The following is an 18999-nucleotide window of genomic DNA, read 5'->3' on the forward strand; positions in this document are numbered from 1 at the left end:
ATAAGTTACACGTGGAATTCATTAGGGAATGGAGAGGATAAAATGAGCAAGCGTAAACTTATATTATCTGTGTTGATTAATGGTGTGTTGTTATCGAGCCTATATGTGGCCGGAGCGGTGGATGTGACACCGGGCAACGGGAACGGTGTAGCTATTGGCACGGGCAGTAGTGCACCGAAGGCGGAAAACGTAGCCGTTGGCAAAGGTGCCGGCATTTCTTACTCGAACGGTGCTAGTGAGGCTACAGGTGATGTAGCTATCGGCAATGGAGCAGGTATTAATAACTATGCTAGCCAAGGCGGTAGTATAGCTATCGGTAAAAATGCAAAGGTTGAAAATATGGCCGGTGGTGGAGAGGCTAGCTTTGCGTTAGGGCAAACGACCTACAGTGGAGGTTTTTTTTCTTCTGCTAGAATCCCTGCGGATCCTACAAAGGTGGTAGGCAGTGTCGCTATCGGTGATAATACATTTGCTCGTACCGGCAGTACCATGATTGGATCTCATAATTATAAAGGGGACCTTGGAGATACTACGGTAGATAGTGCATCCACAAGAAAAGATGCATTAAATGTTTATACAACAACAATTGGTGCTAATAGCTTTAGCAATGGGGCTTTCACTACAAGCACAGGCGTATATAATATTATCTCCAGTGATTATAATGGTGGACGAGCTGCAAATTCTACAAAGAATTTCGGTGCCACCATTAATGGTACATTGAATAGTATTGAATCAAAAACGGGTAGCTATTATTCGGGTGTTGCGAATAGTATCGTAGGTACTGCTAATCGGACCTTTAACTCCAATGGGTCTCTCGTATTTGGTGCTGGCAATGAAATAACGAATTCTGTAGCCGATATTTCAGCACCAAGTTCGGGAGGTAATTCCGCTAAGGAATTATCTGAGAAATTACGTTCCGCTGTCAAAAATTCTAACGGTGGCGGTTCTACTATGGCATTTGGTAGCGGTAATAAGGCGGATTATACACTTCGCTCCGCACTTATGGGTGTCAATAATACATTGACTGGCGACCAAAGAAATAAAAGTACGAATACCATGTTGACGGGCTTTCACAATACGGCGGATAAGGTGTCCAATACGACTGTAATAGGGTCTGAAAATACGGTGACTAATTCTAAGAACAGTCTTGTAATGGGGGATAATCGTGAGGTAAAAGATGCCAATCATGCGGTTCTCATCGGTTCTACAGACAGCAAGACTACGACATCTGTTAATAATGCGGTCGCTGTTGGACATAATACGAATGTAACCGTAGAGGGCGGTGTTGCATTGGGCAGTGAATCGAAGGCTACTGTGGCGGCTGGATCCGTTGGGTATGATCCGAGTACAAAGGCACAGTCCACGAATACGGATTCTACGTGGAAGGCGACTAAATCGGCCGTATCTGTCGGTGATGCAAATAACAATATTACGCGTCAGATTACATCTGTAGCAGCCGGCACAAAGGATACGGATGCGGTGAATGTGGCACAGCTCAAAAAGTTGCAAAATCAAGTGAATGCGAACGGCTCCACTACTGTCAGTGCAGGTAAACATATTAATGTGACAACTACGACGAACGGAACGACTAAAGATTATAAGGTAAGCCTATCTGACGATATAACGAATCAGATTACAAATAACACAACAAATATTAACAATATACAAGGTGATGTGACCAACATTAAACAGAATGTAACCAATATTCAAGGTGACATTACTAATATCAAGCAGGATGTAACCAATATGGGGCGGAATGTAGCTCGTCTGGATAAAAAGGTTAACAAATCCGTGGCCGGAGTGGCCGCACTTGCCGCCTTGCATCCATTGGATTTTGACCCTGATGCAAAATGGGACTTTGCTGCTGGTTATGGCCACTATCATGATGGCAATGCCGCTGCATTGGGGGCTTTTTACAGACCAAATGAGGACTTGCAATTTAGTGTAGGATCTACTGTCGGTAATGGCGAAACCGTTGTGAATGCCGGTATGTCTGTGAAAGTAGGTGCTCACAGTAATGTATCCCGTTCTCGTGTAGCCATTGGTAAGGAAGTTTTGGAACTTAAGAAAACTGTAGCGGTACAAAATGCGCAGATTCAAAAGTTGACTGCTCTTTTGAATGGATTGGCTGGAACGAATATGAAAGCAGACCGCAGCACATTATTCCCTGATGTGCCGAATAATCACTGGGCATATGCGGCGGTTAGCGATCTATCTCGCCGGGGTCTTGTGGAAGGCTATCCTGATGGTACATTCGGAGGAGACCGTATGTTGACCCGTTATGAATTTGCTCAAATTGTATACCGAGCTATTCAAAACGGTGTTGTCGTCGATGATCGACTCGTATCTGAATTTGGTCCTGAAATGGCGTTATTCCGTGTGGATACTATTGCTAAGAATCATGAAGGACAACCAACTATTGAACGTGTAAGGGTTAATAAAAAATAGAATATATATATGATTTATATTGTGAAAGCCGAGGCTCTAGGGCCTCGGCTTTTTCGTGTACCTGTAGGTGATAAATTTTCTGTATATAAAATTATCTTATCTATGAAAGCATTAAACTGAAAAGTCTAAAAATATGAAATTGATTACGTAATTACAATAATCGTTATATTTCGATATGTGGATTTATCGTAAAATTTGATAGGAAAGATGAAGATTCTATTTCTTAAAATTAAAAAGTATTAAATATGAAATAAATAAACCACAAAAATGAAGAAAAGATGAAAAAAGTCGTTTACAAGATAGAAATTTTTTGATATTGTATTGCCGTGGGTGAGTATATGATGAAGAATCATGAATAATTATAGTATTCGTATCGTAATTGAGAATACTAGTATTTGATGTAAGAAGTGTAGATGATAATCAATCTTTATACTTCTTCTTTTTATTATCTTTGCAATATTATGCAACACAAGTGGTGTGTTTTACTGAGGTTTCGGTAAGAAAGGATAATCATGAATCGAATTTATAATGTTATTTGGAGTAAAACAAAAAAATGCTATGTAGTAGTATCTGAAATCGTAAAAACAGGTGGCGGTAAGGTAAAATCCGTACAAACTGGTACAACTTGGGCACGTATGAGTGCAGTTATGGCGGTAGCGGCGTTATTGATGGGCGGTAATATTACTACAGCTAATGCAGCTACATATGCTGCTATGACAATTGATGCAGTAAATGGCTCTGGTTATGCTACTGGTAATGTAGTTTATGGTGAAGGTAGCTATTTATATAACTATCAAAACCCTGGGAACCTGACACCATTTGATAACAGTCATTTGTACAATGGTACAGATAGAGGTAACTATACAGAAAATAGCTTTGCCGGCATTGCTATCGGTACTCATACAAATATTCAGGAAACAGCGCATCCTACTTATTATTCCGGCTTGGCTATCGGTAACTATGCTCAGGCCACAGGTGGTATTTCCTTTGCTTTAGGTCATTATGCTCAGGCCTTATCACCATCTGCTATGGCTCTTGGTACAGCTACAAAGGCGAGCGGATTTAACTCCTTGGCTATGATGCGTCAATCTGCTGCAGAAGGTGAGTTCTCTACAGCATTGGGTACTGCATCTTGGGCAAAGGGTAATGGTAGTTTTGCCATGGGTTACTCCGCTACAGCAAAAGCGGATCAATCCATTGCAATCGGTGCGGCAGAAACTATAAAATTACCTGGTCAACAACATGGTACTCCAAGTGCTAAATATAATGGCGATGGTAATACCGTAACAGAAGGGGCTCGTTCTCTTGCTTTCGGTACAAAAGCTCGTACTGCAGTTGGTGCAGATGATTCTATGGCATTCGGTTCTTCATCCAGTACCGGTGGCGCCAATGCGGTAGCTATGGGTTATAGTGCTAATGCTAGTGCAGAGAATGCCTTTGCCATCGGTAATACGGCGCAATCATCCGCACAAAATGCTGTGGCAATGGGTAAAAGTGCAAATGCAAGTGGTGTAAGCAGCTTTGCTATGGGTAGTAGTTCTAATGCTGCTGGTGCCGATGCTATTGCTATGGGTAGTTCTTCCCAAGCAAAATTATCCAACTCCATCGCATTAGGTGGTAATGCTAAATCCTTGGGTGCTGATGCGCTTGCACTTGGTGGTGCGGCGAATGCCTCTAAAGATGGTGCCATTGCAATCGGTAAAGAAGCAAAAGCAAACAATACTAATACGACAGCTATCGGTCTTGGTGCCACTGTTACAGGTACTAACTCCATGGCTATTGGTACAAATGCCGTTGCAGAATCCAATAACTCCTTGGCATTGGGCACTGGTACGGAAGTAAGAGGTGCCTTGGTTAATGGTTTCTCTGCTTTTACTAACCAACAAAATAACAATGTTGCAAACGGTGTAGTTGCGGTAGGTAACGTAGGTTCTGAACGTCGTATCATCAACGTAGCGGGTGGCGAAAACGATACTGACGCAACAAATGTAAAACAATTAAAATTTGTAAACAGTAACTTAGCAAAATCCATCGCAGGTCCTACTTATACGGGCTATGAAGCGAATGGTTCTACATATAAAGCGCCTGATTTCAATATCAAGAACAGTACTTACCATACGGTAAAAGAAGCTGTTGAAGCGGCGCAAACGAATTTCTTCAGTGCTAAAGGTACATCTGCCGATGCGAACTACGATAACACAGGTGCTACAGGCAACAATGCGACAGCGGCCGGTGTACGCGCTTCTGCAGCAGGTAACTTCGCGACAGCTGTCGGTGCTGATGCGACTGCAGCTAATGCGAACAGCACTGCTATCGGTTATAAAGCTAAATCCAGCGTAGATGACGGCGTTGCATTGGGTGCGAATTCCGTTGCTTCCGTTGCAGCAGGCACAGCAGGCTATAATGTTAAAACTGCAGACAGCCGTACAAACGGATATAGCGGATTGACAGGCGCTGCGTTGACTTCCACTATGGGGGCGGTGTCCGTAGGTGACGGTGGTACAAAAACTCGTCAAATCACAAATGTGGCTGCAGGTACAGCGGATACTGACGCTGTTAACGTGGCACAATTGCGCAATGTTAATTTGAAAGTAGCTGGCAACACTGGCAAAAATGACGTTTTATTAGATAACCAAACATTGACTGTAAAAGGCGACGGTTCTTATGTTACGACATCTGTTAACAACCAAACAATCGATGTGACGTTGACTGATGCTACTAAGAATAAAATCGACAATGCAGCAAATAAAGACTTGTCCAACATTACGGACGGCGGTAAATCCGTTATCCGTGATGAAGCTCAAAAAGCAGTTAAAGTTGTTGCTGGTAAAAATACGACCGTTACAGAAGGTACGGACGGTACATATAAAACATATAAAGTTGACGTAGATGCTCCTGACTATCAATTAGTTGAAAACAGCAGTGCTGCAGATAAAGCTTACACTGTATCTGGCAATAAAGTTGACTTAACTGTACAAGATGCTAAAAATCCTGCGAATAAGAAAACTGTAACTATCAAGGATATCGCGTCTAAAACAGAACTTGATACTACAAAAACAGAGCTTATTAATAAAGGTTTGAAATTCGATGCTGATAATGGCGGCGAAAAAACAAATAAATTAGGCTCCAAGGTAACAGTAGCTGGTGATGGTACTAACATCAATACTACAATTACACAAACTGGCGACGATACAACAATTAAGGTTGCATTGGGTCAAGACATCAATGTTAATACGGTAACTGCTACAAAAACTGTAAAAGCTGGTACTGCCACTATGGGTACCCAATCTGTAACAGATAATAAAAGTGCTGCTCAGAACGGTAACTTTGTATCCGGTTTGGACAATAAATCTTGGACTTTAACTGATCCTACTTTTGTATCCGGTCGTGCGGCAACAGAAGATCAACTTAAAATTGTCAGCGATGCTGTAAAAGCAGCTAATGCAAGTGCTTCTGACTATCGCTTGATCGCTAATCCGAACAATGCGGCAGACGGCTCTTATAAAGTTGATAACAATAAAGTTGATTTGCAAGTGAAAGACGAAAAATCCAGTGATGTTAAAACTGTAACGATTAAGGATATTGCGTCCAAAACTGAACTCGATAAAGTAAAAGACCGCTCCGTAAAATATGACGGTAACACAGGCCATGACACAGTAACTTTGGAAGGTCCTAACGGTACAAAAATTACTAACTTGAAAGATGGTAACGTAGCAGCTGGTTCTAAAGATGCTGTAAACGGCGGTCAATTACATCAAGTAAAACAAGACCTTGGCGATCAAATTACGAATACCAAGAATGACTTGATTAACACAGGTCTCAAATTCGATGCTAATGTAGGTGGCGTAAAAACTAACAAATTAGGCTCCACTGTTACAATTCAAGGTGAAGGTACTGCTGCTGACGCTGATTATAGCGGTGAAAACCTCAAAACTTTCATCAAACAAGATGCGGCGACAGGCAATACGACTATCGACGTGAAGATGAATAAAAACCTTAAGGTTGAATCTGTGAAGGTTGGCAAAAATGGTAAGGACGGCGTATCCATTACAGGTCCTGACACAGCGAACGGTACAGATGGCAAGGTAGCTGTTACTGATAAAAACGGTAATGAAGCAGTTTCTATTTCCGGTAAGGACGGCGTAGGCCACATCGGCTTGACAGGCCCTGCAGGAACGAACGGCGTGAACGGTACTAACGGTATCGACTTGTCCGTGAAACCTGGTTACAACGATGCTGCTACAGGCGTTAAAAGCGAAAAAGGTGTAGACGGTACAAATGGTCTTACTCGTATCGTATACACTGACGGCAACGGCGAGCACCAAGTTGCGACTATGGAAGACGGTTTACAATTCACTGGTAACAACACTGGTACCGTGAATAAACAAAAATTGAACTCCTTGGTGAAAGTACAAGGTGAAGGCGTAACTGAAGCTGAGTCTACTACATTCAAGAGCGCATCTGGCAATATCAACGTAAAAGCTGATGGCACTGACAAATTGGAACTTCAATTGGCGAAAGACCTTAAAAATCTTGATTCCGTAACAGCCGCTAAGACTGTGAAAGCAGGCAGTGCTACTATGGGTGGTCAAACTGTTAACAATGCAGCTGGTGATAGCGAAACAGGCAATTATGTAACAGGCCTTGATAATAAAGATTGGGATGCAAATAAGATTGTATCCGGTCGTGCCGCAACAGAAGATCAATTGAAAAAAGCGTTGGATGCTCAAAGTGCTAACTCCACTGATTATCGTTTGATCAAAAATCAAGCGGCAGGCTCTAATGGAGACTACACTGTAGATGCAAACGGCGATGTAGCGTTGACTGTACAAGATAAGAATCATCCAGATCAAACAGAAACCGTTACCATCAAAGACGTTGCTTCTAAATCCAAACTTGATAAATTGAATGACCGTGCTGTTAAGTATGATTTGGACCCTACTGGTAATCCTGATAAATCCAAGGTAACTTACGAAGGTCCTGCATATAACAACAAACAAGGCGGCACTCACGTAACGAATGTAGCATATGCTACAGGCAACGATGGCAGCGAAGCGGTTAATGTGGACTACTTGAATGACAAAATTAAAGATAGTGCGGACGCATTAACTAATAAAGGTTTGAAATTCGATGCTAACCAAGGCGGCGAAAAAACTAACAAGCTTGGCTCCAAAGTGACTATTAAAGGTGAAGGCACTGCAGCTGACGAAGATTACAGCGGCGAAAACATCAAGACTTTCATCAAGCAAGATGCACAAACTGGCGACACTACTATTGACGTGAAGATGAATAAAAACCTTAAAGCTGAATCCGTGAAGGTTGGTAAAGACGGCAAAGAAGCTGTATCCATCTCCGGTAAAGACGGCGTAGGTCACATCGGTCTTAACGGTAAAGACGGCCGTAGCGCTGACATTTCTGTTGAAAAAGGTGATCCGGATCTCAACGGTAACGAAATCACTCGTATCAAATACACTGATGAAAACGGTAAGACACATCAAGTGGCAACCAAAGATGACGGCATGGCATATGGTGGTGACTCTGGCGACGTTATTAAGAGAAAACTTAACACTCAAGTAAATGTTAAGGGTGGCGTAACTGATAAAACTAAACTTTCCAACGATGACAACATCGGCGTTGTATCTGACGGTACAGATACATTGATGCTTCGTTTGGCGAAAGACCTTAAAGGTCTAAATTCCGTTACTTTCAACAACGGTGCAAACGGTAAAACCGTTGTAAACGGCGAAGGCATGACTATTAAAGATGCAGCAGGTAATCCGTTGACAGCTGTTACAAAAGACGGCGTGAAGATTACTGATGGTCCTTCCATGACGAAAGACGGCATCGATGCAGCTGGTAATAAAATTACAAACGTTCAAGACGGTAATGTTGCAAAAGATAGCAAAGACGCTGTAAACGGTGGCCAATTGCATACAGCTATCGAAGACATCAAAACTAAAGGCTTTGGTCTTGAAGCAGAAGACGGTCAATCCGTGAAAAAAGCTCTTGGTGAAACTGTTAAAGTTAAAGGTGATGACACGAATATCAAAACATCCGTAGACGGCGGTGCTGTTAAGGTGGAATTGAAAAAAGACATCACTGTAGATACTGTAACAGCTAACACTGTGACTACAGGCAATACTAAGATGGATACAAACGGCGTTACTATCAAGGACGGCGCTAATGAAGCGACTAAGTTGACTAAAGATGGCTTGCAAATCAATGATGGTGGCAACAAAGCTGTTACTATCAATAAAGATGGCTTAACAATCGAAAACGGTCCTAAGGTAACAAAAGACGGTATCGATGCGGCTAATAAGAAGATCACTAATGTGGCTGATGGTACTATTGGCGCTGGTAGCAAGGACGCTGTAAACGGCGGTCAATTGCATACAGCTATTGAAGACATCAAATCCACAGGCTTCGGTCTTAAAGCGGAAGACGGTAACTCCGTGAAGAAACCTCTTGGCGAGACAATCGACTTGAAAGGTGACGGCAATATCAAAACTTCCGTGGATAACGGCGCCATCAAAATGGCATTAAATGATAAGATCACTCTTGGTCAAGATCCAGCAAAACAAGTTAACATCGACGGTTCTGCAGGTACGATTACAGCTGGTAATGGTGGTAATCAAGTTAAGATTGACGGCAATGATGGTTCCGTAACGGCAAATACCGTGAAAGCCGGCGACGTAGTTGTAGGTAAACAAACTTCTGACGGTAAAGAAGGCAACTTCGTAACAGGTTTGGATAACAAAACTTGGGATCCTGAAAACCCTGTAGCAGTTCCAGGTCGTGCCGCAACAGAAGATCAATTAAAAGCTGTTAATGACGACTTCAATAATAAAGCAAGAACAGGCCGTGTATTCCAAGGTGACCAACCTGGCGATAGCGGTAAAGTGGTTCGTGGATTGGGAGATACTATGAACCTTACTGGTGGTGCTGATGTGAACCGTTTGGCGGATAATAATATCGGTGTTGTGAAAAATTCCACTGGTGATGGTTATAACATTAAGTTGGCTAAAGATTTGAAAGGTCTTGAGTCCGTAACTACTACGGATGCTGCTGGTAATACAACTGTTATGAACGGTGGCGGTATGACAATTACACCTGCTCAAGGTAATGCTGTAAGTCTTACTAAAGACGGCCTCAATAACGGTGGTAATAGAATTACTAATGTAGGCCCTGGTGTAGATGGCACTGATGCGGTTAACGTAAATCAATTGAGCAGTGCTATGCGTAGCGTGGATGGTAAAATCGCTGATGTAGGTGCTACTAGTGCAGCTATTTCTGGCCTCAAACCATTACAATATGATCCATTGGAACCAACTCAAGTATTGGCTGCTGTAGGTCACTACAAAGGCAGTACAGCTGCAGCTGTAGGCGTGGCGCACTATACTAATGAATCTACAATGTTCCATATGGGCGTATCTCTTGGCGGTCATGACAACATGATTAATGCGGGCGTATCCTACAAATTTGGTACATCCGATGCTAAGAAAGCGGTTCCTGCACGTTACAAAGCCGGCCCTATCAGCTCTGCATATGTATTACAGGATGAAGTGACTGCTTTAAAAGCTGAAAATGAACGTATGAAACAACATGACCTAGAGTTAACTGCTAAATACGATCAAGTACAACGTGATAATGAAGAAATGAAGGCTCAAATCGCATTGTTGATGCAACAAGCAGGTCTTACAAAATAATCGAATCTGAATATTCGAGTTCTTAACCACTCATGTAAGGATTGTGAAAGCCGCCCTTTCCGGGGCGGCTCATCATAAGGAGGAAGTATGAAATTCAAAACATTTATGCCTGTATTGGCACTTGCTTGTGTATGCGCGGTAGGTCAAGCGGATGCGGCTCAAGATCGATTGATGATGCCAGAGAAACCAGCTGAACCATTAAACGTGATTGAAGCAGAAGTGGCTATTCCTGTACCTAGCGAAGAAGTTCACGACGTAGTGGATGCTTTCACACAATTCCAATTGGACCAAAAGGGCAAGCGTATCATGGACGATTCCCGCGTTATGACCGGTCAAGAGCGTTACCGTAACAATGTGTTGTACTACATGAACGTTCGTCGTAGCTGGTACATTGTGAGCCATCGTTATAAGAAAGACAGCTATGCACGCATGGCATTAGATCGTTTGTACAATGATTACAAAAAGTTCTTTATGGATCGTGTGACTGTTTCTGACGATGAAAAATTGGATTATGCACAACAAATCATCGATATCTTGGATCGCAATACGGCCAATATACATGATGATGAATTACGTTTCTACATGAATGAAATGGTTATCTTTAGCTTGAAAGAAGCTATGAAAGACGGTAATAATCGCGTGAAACCTGTGGACGAAAAAGGCGCTCCTGTAATGGAGGACGCACATGTGGTTGACCTTCGCACTGCAATCAACGCACCGACAGTTCAATAGATAGTTCGATTGCGACATAGACAATTGAATATTACGTAACGTATAAGAAGTGTTGTTGTGTTGTAATCTTATTATGTTAAGACCGAAAATCGGGCTATTATGTAAAAAAAATCGGGGTGTTGTTTGTATTGACAATACCCCTGATTTTTTATGCATATAGTTTTGCAATCAATGTGATTCGCTGACCTTGAATCACCTTATATGTAATTTTTTTTACGATGGCCGTGAAGTTGTGACGCAGAAATTTTAACTGATCGTTAGGTTGAACGTCCGTGTCGTATGTGAACACGCCTTCTTCCCTGTTGAACTGACCTTTGATTGTGAAAGTTTGATTATCTCGTGTAACTACGATATCTTCCTCCGCAACCGGACTCGGTTGATTTGTATTCTGTTGTAAGATATTGAGTTCTGACATAGATGAGTTCCTCCTTTCTGCTTTCAGTATAACAACAAAAGTTAAAAAACACATGGAGATTTTCTATAAATAGTTTTCATATACCTATGCTCTATCTCTATGGAGTCCGCAACAAGGCCCGCAAAGTCCATTGATTCGTCGATGGTGCGCCGTGAAAATAAACAGAAAAGGAATGCCGGTAATATGGTTTTTACCGCTCATTCCTTTTCTCACATAATAGAATGTTACCTTCATAGACATGTGTAATGTGCTAAAGTTAATTGGCTTAAGTAGGTATGTAGTAATTGTGTACGTACATTGAGTCGAAATGGCAAATTGCCGTGTACGATATCCGTTTATGACGAAATGCCATTCTATTATATGGTCCATCTTAAAACAGGATGATGAAGAGAAAATAAATTTATCCGGCATCGGATGATATTGTTTCATAATCAGGGGCTGACTATTCCCGGTGAAAGCAGGTGAATGATCATAATCATACATTATATATAATACATTTAAATATAACTAAAATATTAATAATTTAAACTCATTATATCATGAAGATAAAATGAAAAAATGTTTCAATTTCCAGTAAATATGTGGTATTTTAAGTATATACTTTTATCAAAATCGATGTAATTTCAATCATAAGTCGATTTATTTTTTTCTTTAATTTTTATTTATATAGATAGTGTTAGTTTGATTTTATAGGAGTAAGATTAATGAACCGAGTATTTTAAGTAATTTGGAATCGCACAAAGGGCTGTTATGTCGTTGTGGCGGAAACAGCGAAGAACATGACGAAACGCTCTTCTTTGTCGGTTGTATTTTCTAAAATGGTAGGCGCTACTGCGGTTGCCGTTATGTTGACGGGCGTTATGATGCCTACGGATGCCTTGGGGGCAGCTCTTTCTGCATTAAAACTAATTCAGTATGATCCGTTAGAACCTACACAAATTATGGCTGGTGTTGGTGCATACCGCAGCTCTACTGCCGTTTCATTAGGCTTAGCACATTATAAGAATGAATCTATGCTATTACACGCCGGTGTTTCTTATGCAGGTGGTGGTGATAATCATTTAATGGCTAACGCAGGTGTGACTTGGAAATTTGGCAATCGTAGTGCAGAAGCCTCTGTACCAGATATGTATAGACGAGGTCCTATGGAGAGCGAACGGCTTTTAGGGAGTATCAAAATTTCATTTTAAGGGGAACATAATTGTATATTTTAACTGTGATAGTGTTTTTAATATGTTAGGTTGAGGTGAAAGATGAAGATGGATAAGAAAAAATTAGTCTATTTATGTGTAGGTGCATGTGTAACGACAACGTGTTTTCCAGCTATTCAAGTTGATGCGGCGGGGTTGTCAGCACCAAGTCTTAATGTAGGAGATCAGAATACTGCTACTGGGAACTATGTGGCAACGATTGGTTATAAAAATAAGGCAACTGGAGAGAATAGTATTGTTGTAGGGGATAATAGTCAGGCAACAGGGGCTTCTTCTGTTGCTATGGGCTCTGAAGCGAAGGCGTTAGCCAAAAACTCTTTTGCTCTTGGGACGAAAACGACGGCTAATGGCGTTAGCTCCGTTGCTTTTGGTAATGGCACATCTACAGCAGCAGGTGCAACAGGTGCAACAGCATTTGGTTATGAAACAAAAGCAAATGCTGTATCGGCAACCGCTTTTGGTTATCAAACTGAAGCCAGTGGTAGTAACAGTACTACGTTTGGTAATAATACAAAGGCATCTGGAGAACAGTCTACCGCGTTTGGCTCTGAAACAATAGCAGAGGGAAAGAATGCGACAGCTTTTGGTTATAAAACCAATGCTAAGGGTGAAGATGCGACAGCATTTGGTATTCGTACTATAGCTAGCGGTACGCAGGCCACAGCCTTTGGTTTAGAGAATATCGCATCTGCTAAATCAGCGACAGCTTTTGGTTCTAATAATACAGCTTCTGGTGAAAATAGTACTGTTTTTGGTGCTAAAAATATAGCGTCAGGTTCGCTATCTACGGTGTTTGGTTTCGAGTCGAAAGCAACAAATATACAGGCAACGGCTTTTGGTAATTCTACAGAAGCAAATGGCGTGGTAGCAACAGCTTTTGGTAATGAGTCGGTTGCTAATGGTACATATGCCACAGCTTTTGGGAACTGGACGGTAGCTAATGGCACGGCCTCTACAGCTTTTGGTGCAGGCTCTCATGCTTACGGTAAAAAATCCACTGCTTTTGGTAGTGAATCTCGGGCACATGGTGAAAATTCTTTGGCAGCACTAGGGGGTTACACAGGTGCTAATGCACTTAATGGCGTAGCTCTTGGCTGGGGTTCTAAAGTAGAAAAAGCAGATACTTATGCATTAGGTACATTATCTACTGCACATGGTGAAAAAGGTGCTACTGCTATAGGTACTAGCTCATTAGCTGCAGGTGATTATACGACTGCTATCGGGTACCAGGCAGGTTCACAATCCACTGCCACCATGGCACCTAATGATGGTACGGTTCGCATTGATACAAGTAGTTTACAAAAAAGTAATGACAGTATTTTTATTGGTAAAAATGCTGGTCGTGATGTATTGGGTGCGGATAATGTAGTTATTGGTAATTATAATGTAGCTGATAATGCACCCGGCACTAATAAAGGTACTTTCACCGGCATAACAGCGGTAGGTCGTGAAGCTAAAGTTCTTTCTAATAAAGGTGTTGCGGTAGGGTATACATCTTCCGTAGCTGCGAATAGTGAGAGTGCAATTGCTATTGGCGACCAAGCTAGTGCGAAAAATGCACCAAAAGGTATTGCTATTGGTAAAGGTGCGAAAGCAGAAGCGGAAGATGCTATTTCCATTGGTACAGGTAATACTGTATCTGGTGCACATTCCGGGGCTATTGGTGACCCAACAACGATTACGGGGACAGGTACGTATACTATCGGTAACAACAATGGTATCGTGGCAGCTAATAACTCGGGTGCTTTTGGTAATAACAACACATTTACAGGTGCTATTAATAATGTTCGTATAATTGGTAATAATAATACAGTGACTGTTGATGATGCTATGATTCTAGGCAATAAATCTACAGTAACTGGTGTTGCAGGTGTGGCTATTGGTACCAATGCAAAAGCCAATAATGCAAATGATGTAGCACTAGGTGCTAATTCTGAAACGACAGTAGCAGTAGGAACACCATCAGCATCTATAAATGGGGTTACTCATAATTTTGCAGGTATTGCTCCTAATTCAACTGTTAGCGTGGGTAAGAGTGGCGCAGAACGTACAATCACAAATGTTGCAGCAGGTCGTATTAGTGCTACATCTACAGATGCTATTAATGGCAGCCAGTTATTTGCTGTTACAGAAGAGATTAATAAAGGTATTGTATATGCAGGTGATGTAAAAGCGGCTGCAGCAGGTGCTAATGAATTCACTCAAAAATTAGGTGAAAAAACGAATATTGTTGGTGGTGTTACTAACGAAGCTGATTTAACAAATAATAACATTGGTGTTGTTTCTAATGGCGATGATACATTAACTGTTAAATTGAAAAAAGATGTTGATCTTGGTGCTAATGGCAGTTTAAAAACAGGGGCAACAACTATCAACAATACAGGTTTTACTAATGGTACAACGGCTATCACTGGTACAAGCGTAACCACAGATAAAATAACTGTAGGCCCTATCATTATCGATAAAAATACCGGGATTGATGCGGGTGGTAAACAGATTACAAATGTAGCAAGTGGCTTAGGTACGCAAACATTAGATACGGCTGACGCTAACACATTGAAAAATGCAGCAACGATTGCAGACTTGAAAAAAGCAGTAGGAGATAGCTCTTATGACTGGAAACTTTCAGATGGTACTGCCCCAGCAACGAATGTAGCGGATGGTTCTACTGTAAATATTAAAGGTTCTGCCAATGCGGCACCAACAACGACAGTAGGTGTAACGACGACACTTAATGGCAATGATATTGCTGTTGATCTTAGCCAAAAGGCGAAAGACGATATCCAAAAAGGTGTAGATGCTAAAACAAAAGTAGATACAGAAGGTCTTACTTTCACAGGCGATACGGGGACTACAGGTGCTAAAAAATTGGGCGACACTGTTACCATTAAAGGCGGTGCTACAGGCACATTGTCTGACGGTAATATCGGTGTTGCATCCGATGGTAACGGTACATTAAATGTGAAATTGGCTAAAACGTTAACCGGTTTAGATAGCGTTACAGCTGGTGGTACTACTATCAATAACGGCGGTTTGACTGTAGGTGGTAAGAACTATGTATCTCCAACAGGTATCAATGCGAACGATCAAAAAATTACCAATGTTGCTGATGGTACTGTAGGTGCAGGTAGCAAAGACGCTGTAAACGGCGGTCAATTACACGATGCTAAAACTGAACTTATCAACAAAGGTCTTCGTTTCAACGCTGATAATAACGCTGAAAAAACGAATAAACTTGGTTCTAAAGTAACAGTAAATGGTGATGGTAATATCACTACTGAAATTACGCAAACCGGCGATGACACTAAGATCGGCGTTAAATTGAACAAAAATCTTAATGTTCAAACGTTGACGGCTACAGATACCGTGAAAGCTGGCGGCGTAACAATGGGTAAACACGCTGATTCTAACAACTATGTAACTGGTCTTGATAATAAAGATTGGGATGTAAATACATCTAATCCTGTAAGCGGTCGCGCAGCTACAGAAGATCAATTGAAAAAAATCAGTGATGTTGTTAAGAGCCAAGGTGCTGCTGCTACAGATTACCGTTTGGTGAAAAATACAGCTGCTGCAGACGGTGCTTATACAGTTGATTCTAACGGCGATGTTGACTTAACTGTAGAGGATAAAAACCATGCAGGTAGTAAAGAAACTGTTAAAATTAAGGATGTTGCCTCTAAATCTAGCCTTGATAAATTGACAGATCGTGCTGTTAAGTATGACTTGGATCCAGCTGGTACTGTTGATAAAACTAAAGTAAGTTACGAAGGTCCTACTTATGCTAATAAAACTGGTGGTACTCACGTAACAAACGTGGCGTATGCTACAGGCAATAATGGCAGCGAAGCGGTTAATGTGGATTACTTGAAAGATAGAATCAAAGATAGCGAAGACGCATTAACTAATAAAGGCTTGAAATTTGATGCTAACAGTGGCGGCGTAAAAACTAATAAACTTGGCTCTACGGTTACTGTTAAGGGCGAAGGTAATGATGTTGATGCTAACTACAGCGGTGAAAACATTAAAACTTTCATCACACAAGATCAAGATGGCAACACAACTATCGATGTGAAGATGAACAAAAACCTCAAAGCTAATAGTGTGGCCATTGCCGGTAAAAATGGTCAAGACGGCGTTACAATTAAAGGTGGCGACGCTAAAAACGGTGTAGATGGTACAAGCATTAACCGTTTAGTGACTGAAGATAAAGACGGCAATACACATACACTTGCAACGCTCGATGATGGTATGATGTATGGCGGCGATACAGGTAATGTAATTAAAAAGAAACTTAACAATCAAGTGAATGTTAAGGGCGGTATCTCCGATGAAAGTAAATTAGCGACTGAAGACAACATCGGTGTTGTTTCTGACGGTTCCGATACATTGAAATTGCGCTTGGCGAAAGAATTGAAAGGCTTGACGTCTGCTACTTTCACAAACGGCGGCAATAATACTGTTATCAATGGTGATGGTATGACCATCAATCGTGCTGGTGGCGATGCAGTAAGTCTTACAAAAGACGGCTTAAATAATGGCGGTAATAAGATTACGAATGTTGCTGACGGCACGGACCCTAACGATGCAGTTAATAAATCTCAATTGGATAAAGCTACAGCAGCTGCATCTACAACGGTATCGGCAGGTAATAATATTACTGTGACACCTAGCACCAATGCGAATGGTTCCAAGAACTATGAAGTAAGTCTTAAAGATCAAGTGACATTGGGCTCTGATGCTACAAAACAAATCGCGATGGACGGTACTACAGGCACAATCAAGGCTGGTGATAAAGTTACAATCGACGGCAACAAAGGTACTATTAAAGCTGGCAATGTAACAATTGACGGTGAAAACGGTACCATTAAAGCTGGCGACAAGGTAACTATCGATGGTAAAGATGGTAAGATTGCAGCAGGCAAGGTATCTGTTGATGGCAAAGACGGTTATGTGACAGGTTTGGAAAACAAAGATTGGGATCCTAACCACATCACAAGCGGTCGTGCTGCTACAGAAGATCAATTGCAAAAATCTCACAAATCCTTGGATAATAAGATTACTAACCTAGGTGATGAAATCACGAAAAAAGGTATGAATTTCGCCGGTAATACAGGTGAATTCCACCGTGATTTAGGCCAAAAGGTTACTATCAAAGGTGAAGGTACAGAGTCTGACGATAAATACTCCGGCGAAAATATTAAAACAGTAGCCGACCAAGATGGTAATGTTACTATCAAGATGGCGAAAGACCTTAAGACTGACAGCTTAACTACTGATAAGGTAAAAGTTGGCAAAAACGGTAAGGACGGCGTATCCATTACTGGCCCTAACGGTGCTGACGGTACAGACGGAAAAGTAGGTATCACAGGTAAAGACGGTAAAGATGCTGTATCTATGTCCGGTAAAGACGGTGTTGGTCATATCGGTTTAACTGGTAAAGACGGCCGTAATGCGGATATTACCGTTGATAAAGGTGATCCAGACTTAGATGGTAACAACATCACTCGTATTAAGTACCAAGACGAAAACGGTAAGACCCACCAAGTGGCGACTAAAGATGATGGTATGAAATACGGTGGCGATAGTGGTTCCGTAATCAAGAAAAAGCTTAACGAACAAGTCAATGTAGTGGGTGGCATTACTGATGCTAGCAAGTTGACTACAGAAGACAATTTAGGTGTCGTATCCGATGGTACTGGCAACCTTAAGGTTCGTATGGCGAAAGACTTGAAAGGTCTTGAAACAGTAACAACTAAGGATGCTGCAGGTAATACTACAGTTATGAACGGTGGCGGTGTAACAATTACACCTGCTAGCAGTAATGCTGTAAGTCTTACTAAAGATGGCCTCAACAACGGCGGTAATACAATTACCAATGTAGGCCCTGGCGTAAACGGCACGGATGCAGTTAACGTAAATCAATTGAAAGGTGCTACAGATGGGTTAGCTAATGCTATTAATTCTGTAGCGGGCGAAACACAACGTGTAGGCGCACATGCGGCAGCTATGTCTGCATTGAAACCTATTCAATACGATCCATTGGAACCAACTCAAGTGATGGCCGGTATCGGTAATTACCGAGGCGAAACAGCAGCGGCTCTTGGCGTTGCACATTACACAGCAGAAGACACTATGTTCCATGTAGGTGTATCTGTTGGTAGCTACCATAACATGGTAAATGCTGGTGTAACTCGTAAATTCGGTACTTCCGATGCTAAAAAAGCGGTTCCTGAACGCTACAAAGGTGGCCCTATCAGCTCCATATACGTAATGCAAGATGAAATGACTGCGTTAAAAGCTGAAAATGCACGCATGCAAGAAAGCCTCAACGAATTATCTTCCGTTAAGGCTGATAATGCTCGTATGCAACAACATGACCTAGAGTTAACTGCTAAATACAATCAAGTACAACGAGATAATGAAGAAATGAAAGCTCAAATCGCATTACTTATGCAACAAGTGGGTCTTTCTAAATAAGGGAGAA

At 41.6% G+C, this 18999-nt stretch carries 5 protein-coding genes and 1 pseudogene; 5 read left to right on the top strand and 1 reads right to left on the bottom strand.

Going from position 1 to position 18999, the window contains the following annotated elements:
* Positions 1–42: 42 nt before the first annotated feature.
* The 3 genes from VPAR_RS00195 (at position 43) to VPAR_RS00205 (ending at position 10886) form a co-directional block, all read left to right on the top strand.
* Positions 43–2448 carry an S-layer homology domain-containing protein gene (locus VPAR_RS00195; RefSeq protein WP_012863651.1) on the top strand — a complete coding sequence of 802 codons (2406 nt, stop codon included), beginning with the start codon at positions 43–45 and terminating at the stop codon, positions 2446–2448.
* 512 nt (positions 2449–2960) lie between these two features.
* Positions 2961–10154, top strand: coding sequence for a YadA-like family protein (locus VPAR_RS00200; RefSeq protein WP_012863652.1), 7194 nt, complete (start codon positions 2961–2963; stop codon positions 10152–10154).
* A gap of 87 nt (positions 10155–10241) precedes the next feature.
* Positions 10242–10886 (top strand): hypothetical protein, encoded by a 645-nt coding sequence (locus VPAR_RS00205; protein ID WP_012863653.1) that lies wholly within the window; start codon positions 10242–10244, stop codon positions 10884–10886.
* Positions 10887–11034: 148 nt separating this feature from the next.
* Here the strand turns inward: VPAR_RS00205 and VPAR_RS09770 are convergent, their stop codons facing one another.
* Positions 11035–11301, bottom strand: a complete 267-nt coding sequence (locus VPAR_RS09770) for a hypothetical protein (RefSeq protein ID WP_012863654.1) — start codon at positions 11299–11301, stop codon at positions 11035–11037.
* Between the two features lie 725 nt (positions 11302–12026).
* On the opposite strand from VPAR_RS09770, the pseudogene VPAR_RS00215 reads away from it, so the two are divergent.
* Together VPAR_RS00215 and VPAR_RS00220 are read left to right on the top strand one after the other, a co-directional pair.
* A pseudogene (locus VPAR_RS00215) lies at positions 12027–12455 on the top strand (YadA-like family protein); the annotation flags it as partial.
* 99 nt (positions 12456–12554) lie between these two features.
* On the top strand, positions 12555–18992 hold the full coding sequence (locus VPAR_RS00220) for a YadA-like family protein (RefSeq protein WP_012863656.1): 6438 nt from the start codon (positions 12555–12557) through the stop codon (positions 18990–18992).
* The last annotated feature ends 7 nt before the right edge of the window (positions 18993–18999 follow it).

Source organism: Veillonella parvula DSM 2008 (assembly GCF_000024945.1).
In the GTDB taxonomy this organism is placed as follows: Bacteria; Bacillota; Negativicutes; order Veillonellales; family Veillonellaceae; genus Veillonella; species Veillonella parvula.

Bases quoted from the DNA above. Each gene is read 5' to 3' on its own strand.
- VPAR_RS09770 (WP_012863654.1), bottom strand. From the start codon at position 11,301: ATGTCAGAACTCAATATCTTACAACAGAATACAAATCAACCGAGTCCG.
- VPAR_RS00195 (WP_012863651.1), top strand. From the start codon at position 43: ATGAGCAAGCGTAAACTTATATTATCTGTGTTGATTAATGGTGTGTTG.
- VPAR_RS00205 (WP_012863653.1), top strand. From the start codon at position 10,242: ATGAAATTCAAAACATTTATGCCTGTATTGGCACTTGCTTGTGTATGC.
- VPAR_RS00220 (WP_012863656.1), top strand. From the start codon at position 12,555: ATGAAGATGGATAAGAAAAAATTAGTCTATTTATGTGTAGGTGCATGT.
- VPAR_RS00200 (WP_012863652.1), top strand. From the start codon at position 2,961: ATGAATCGAATTTATAATGTTATTTGGAGTAAAACAAAAAAATGCTAT.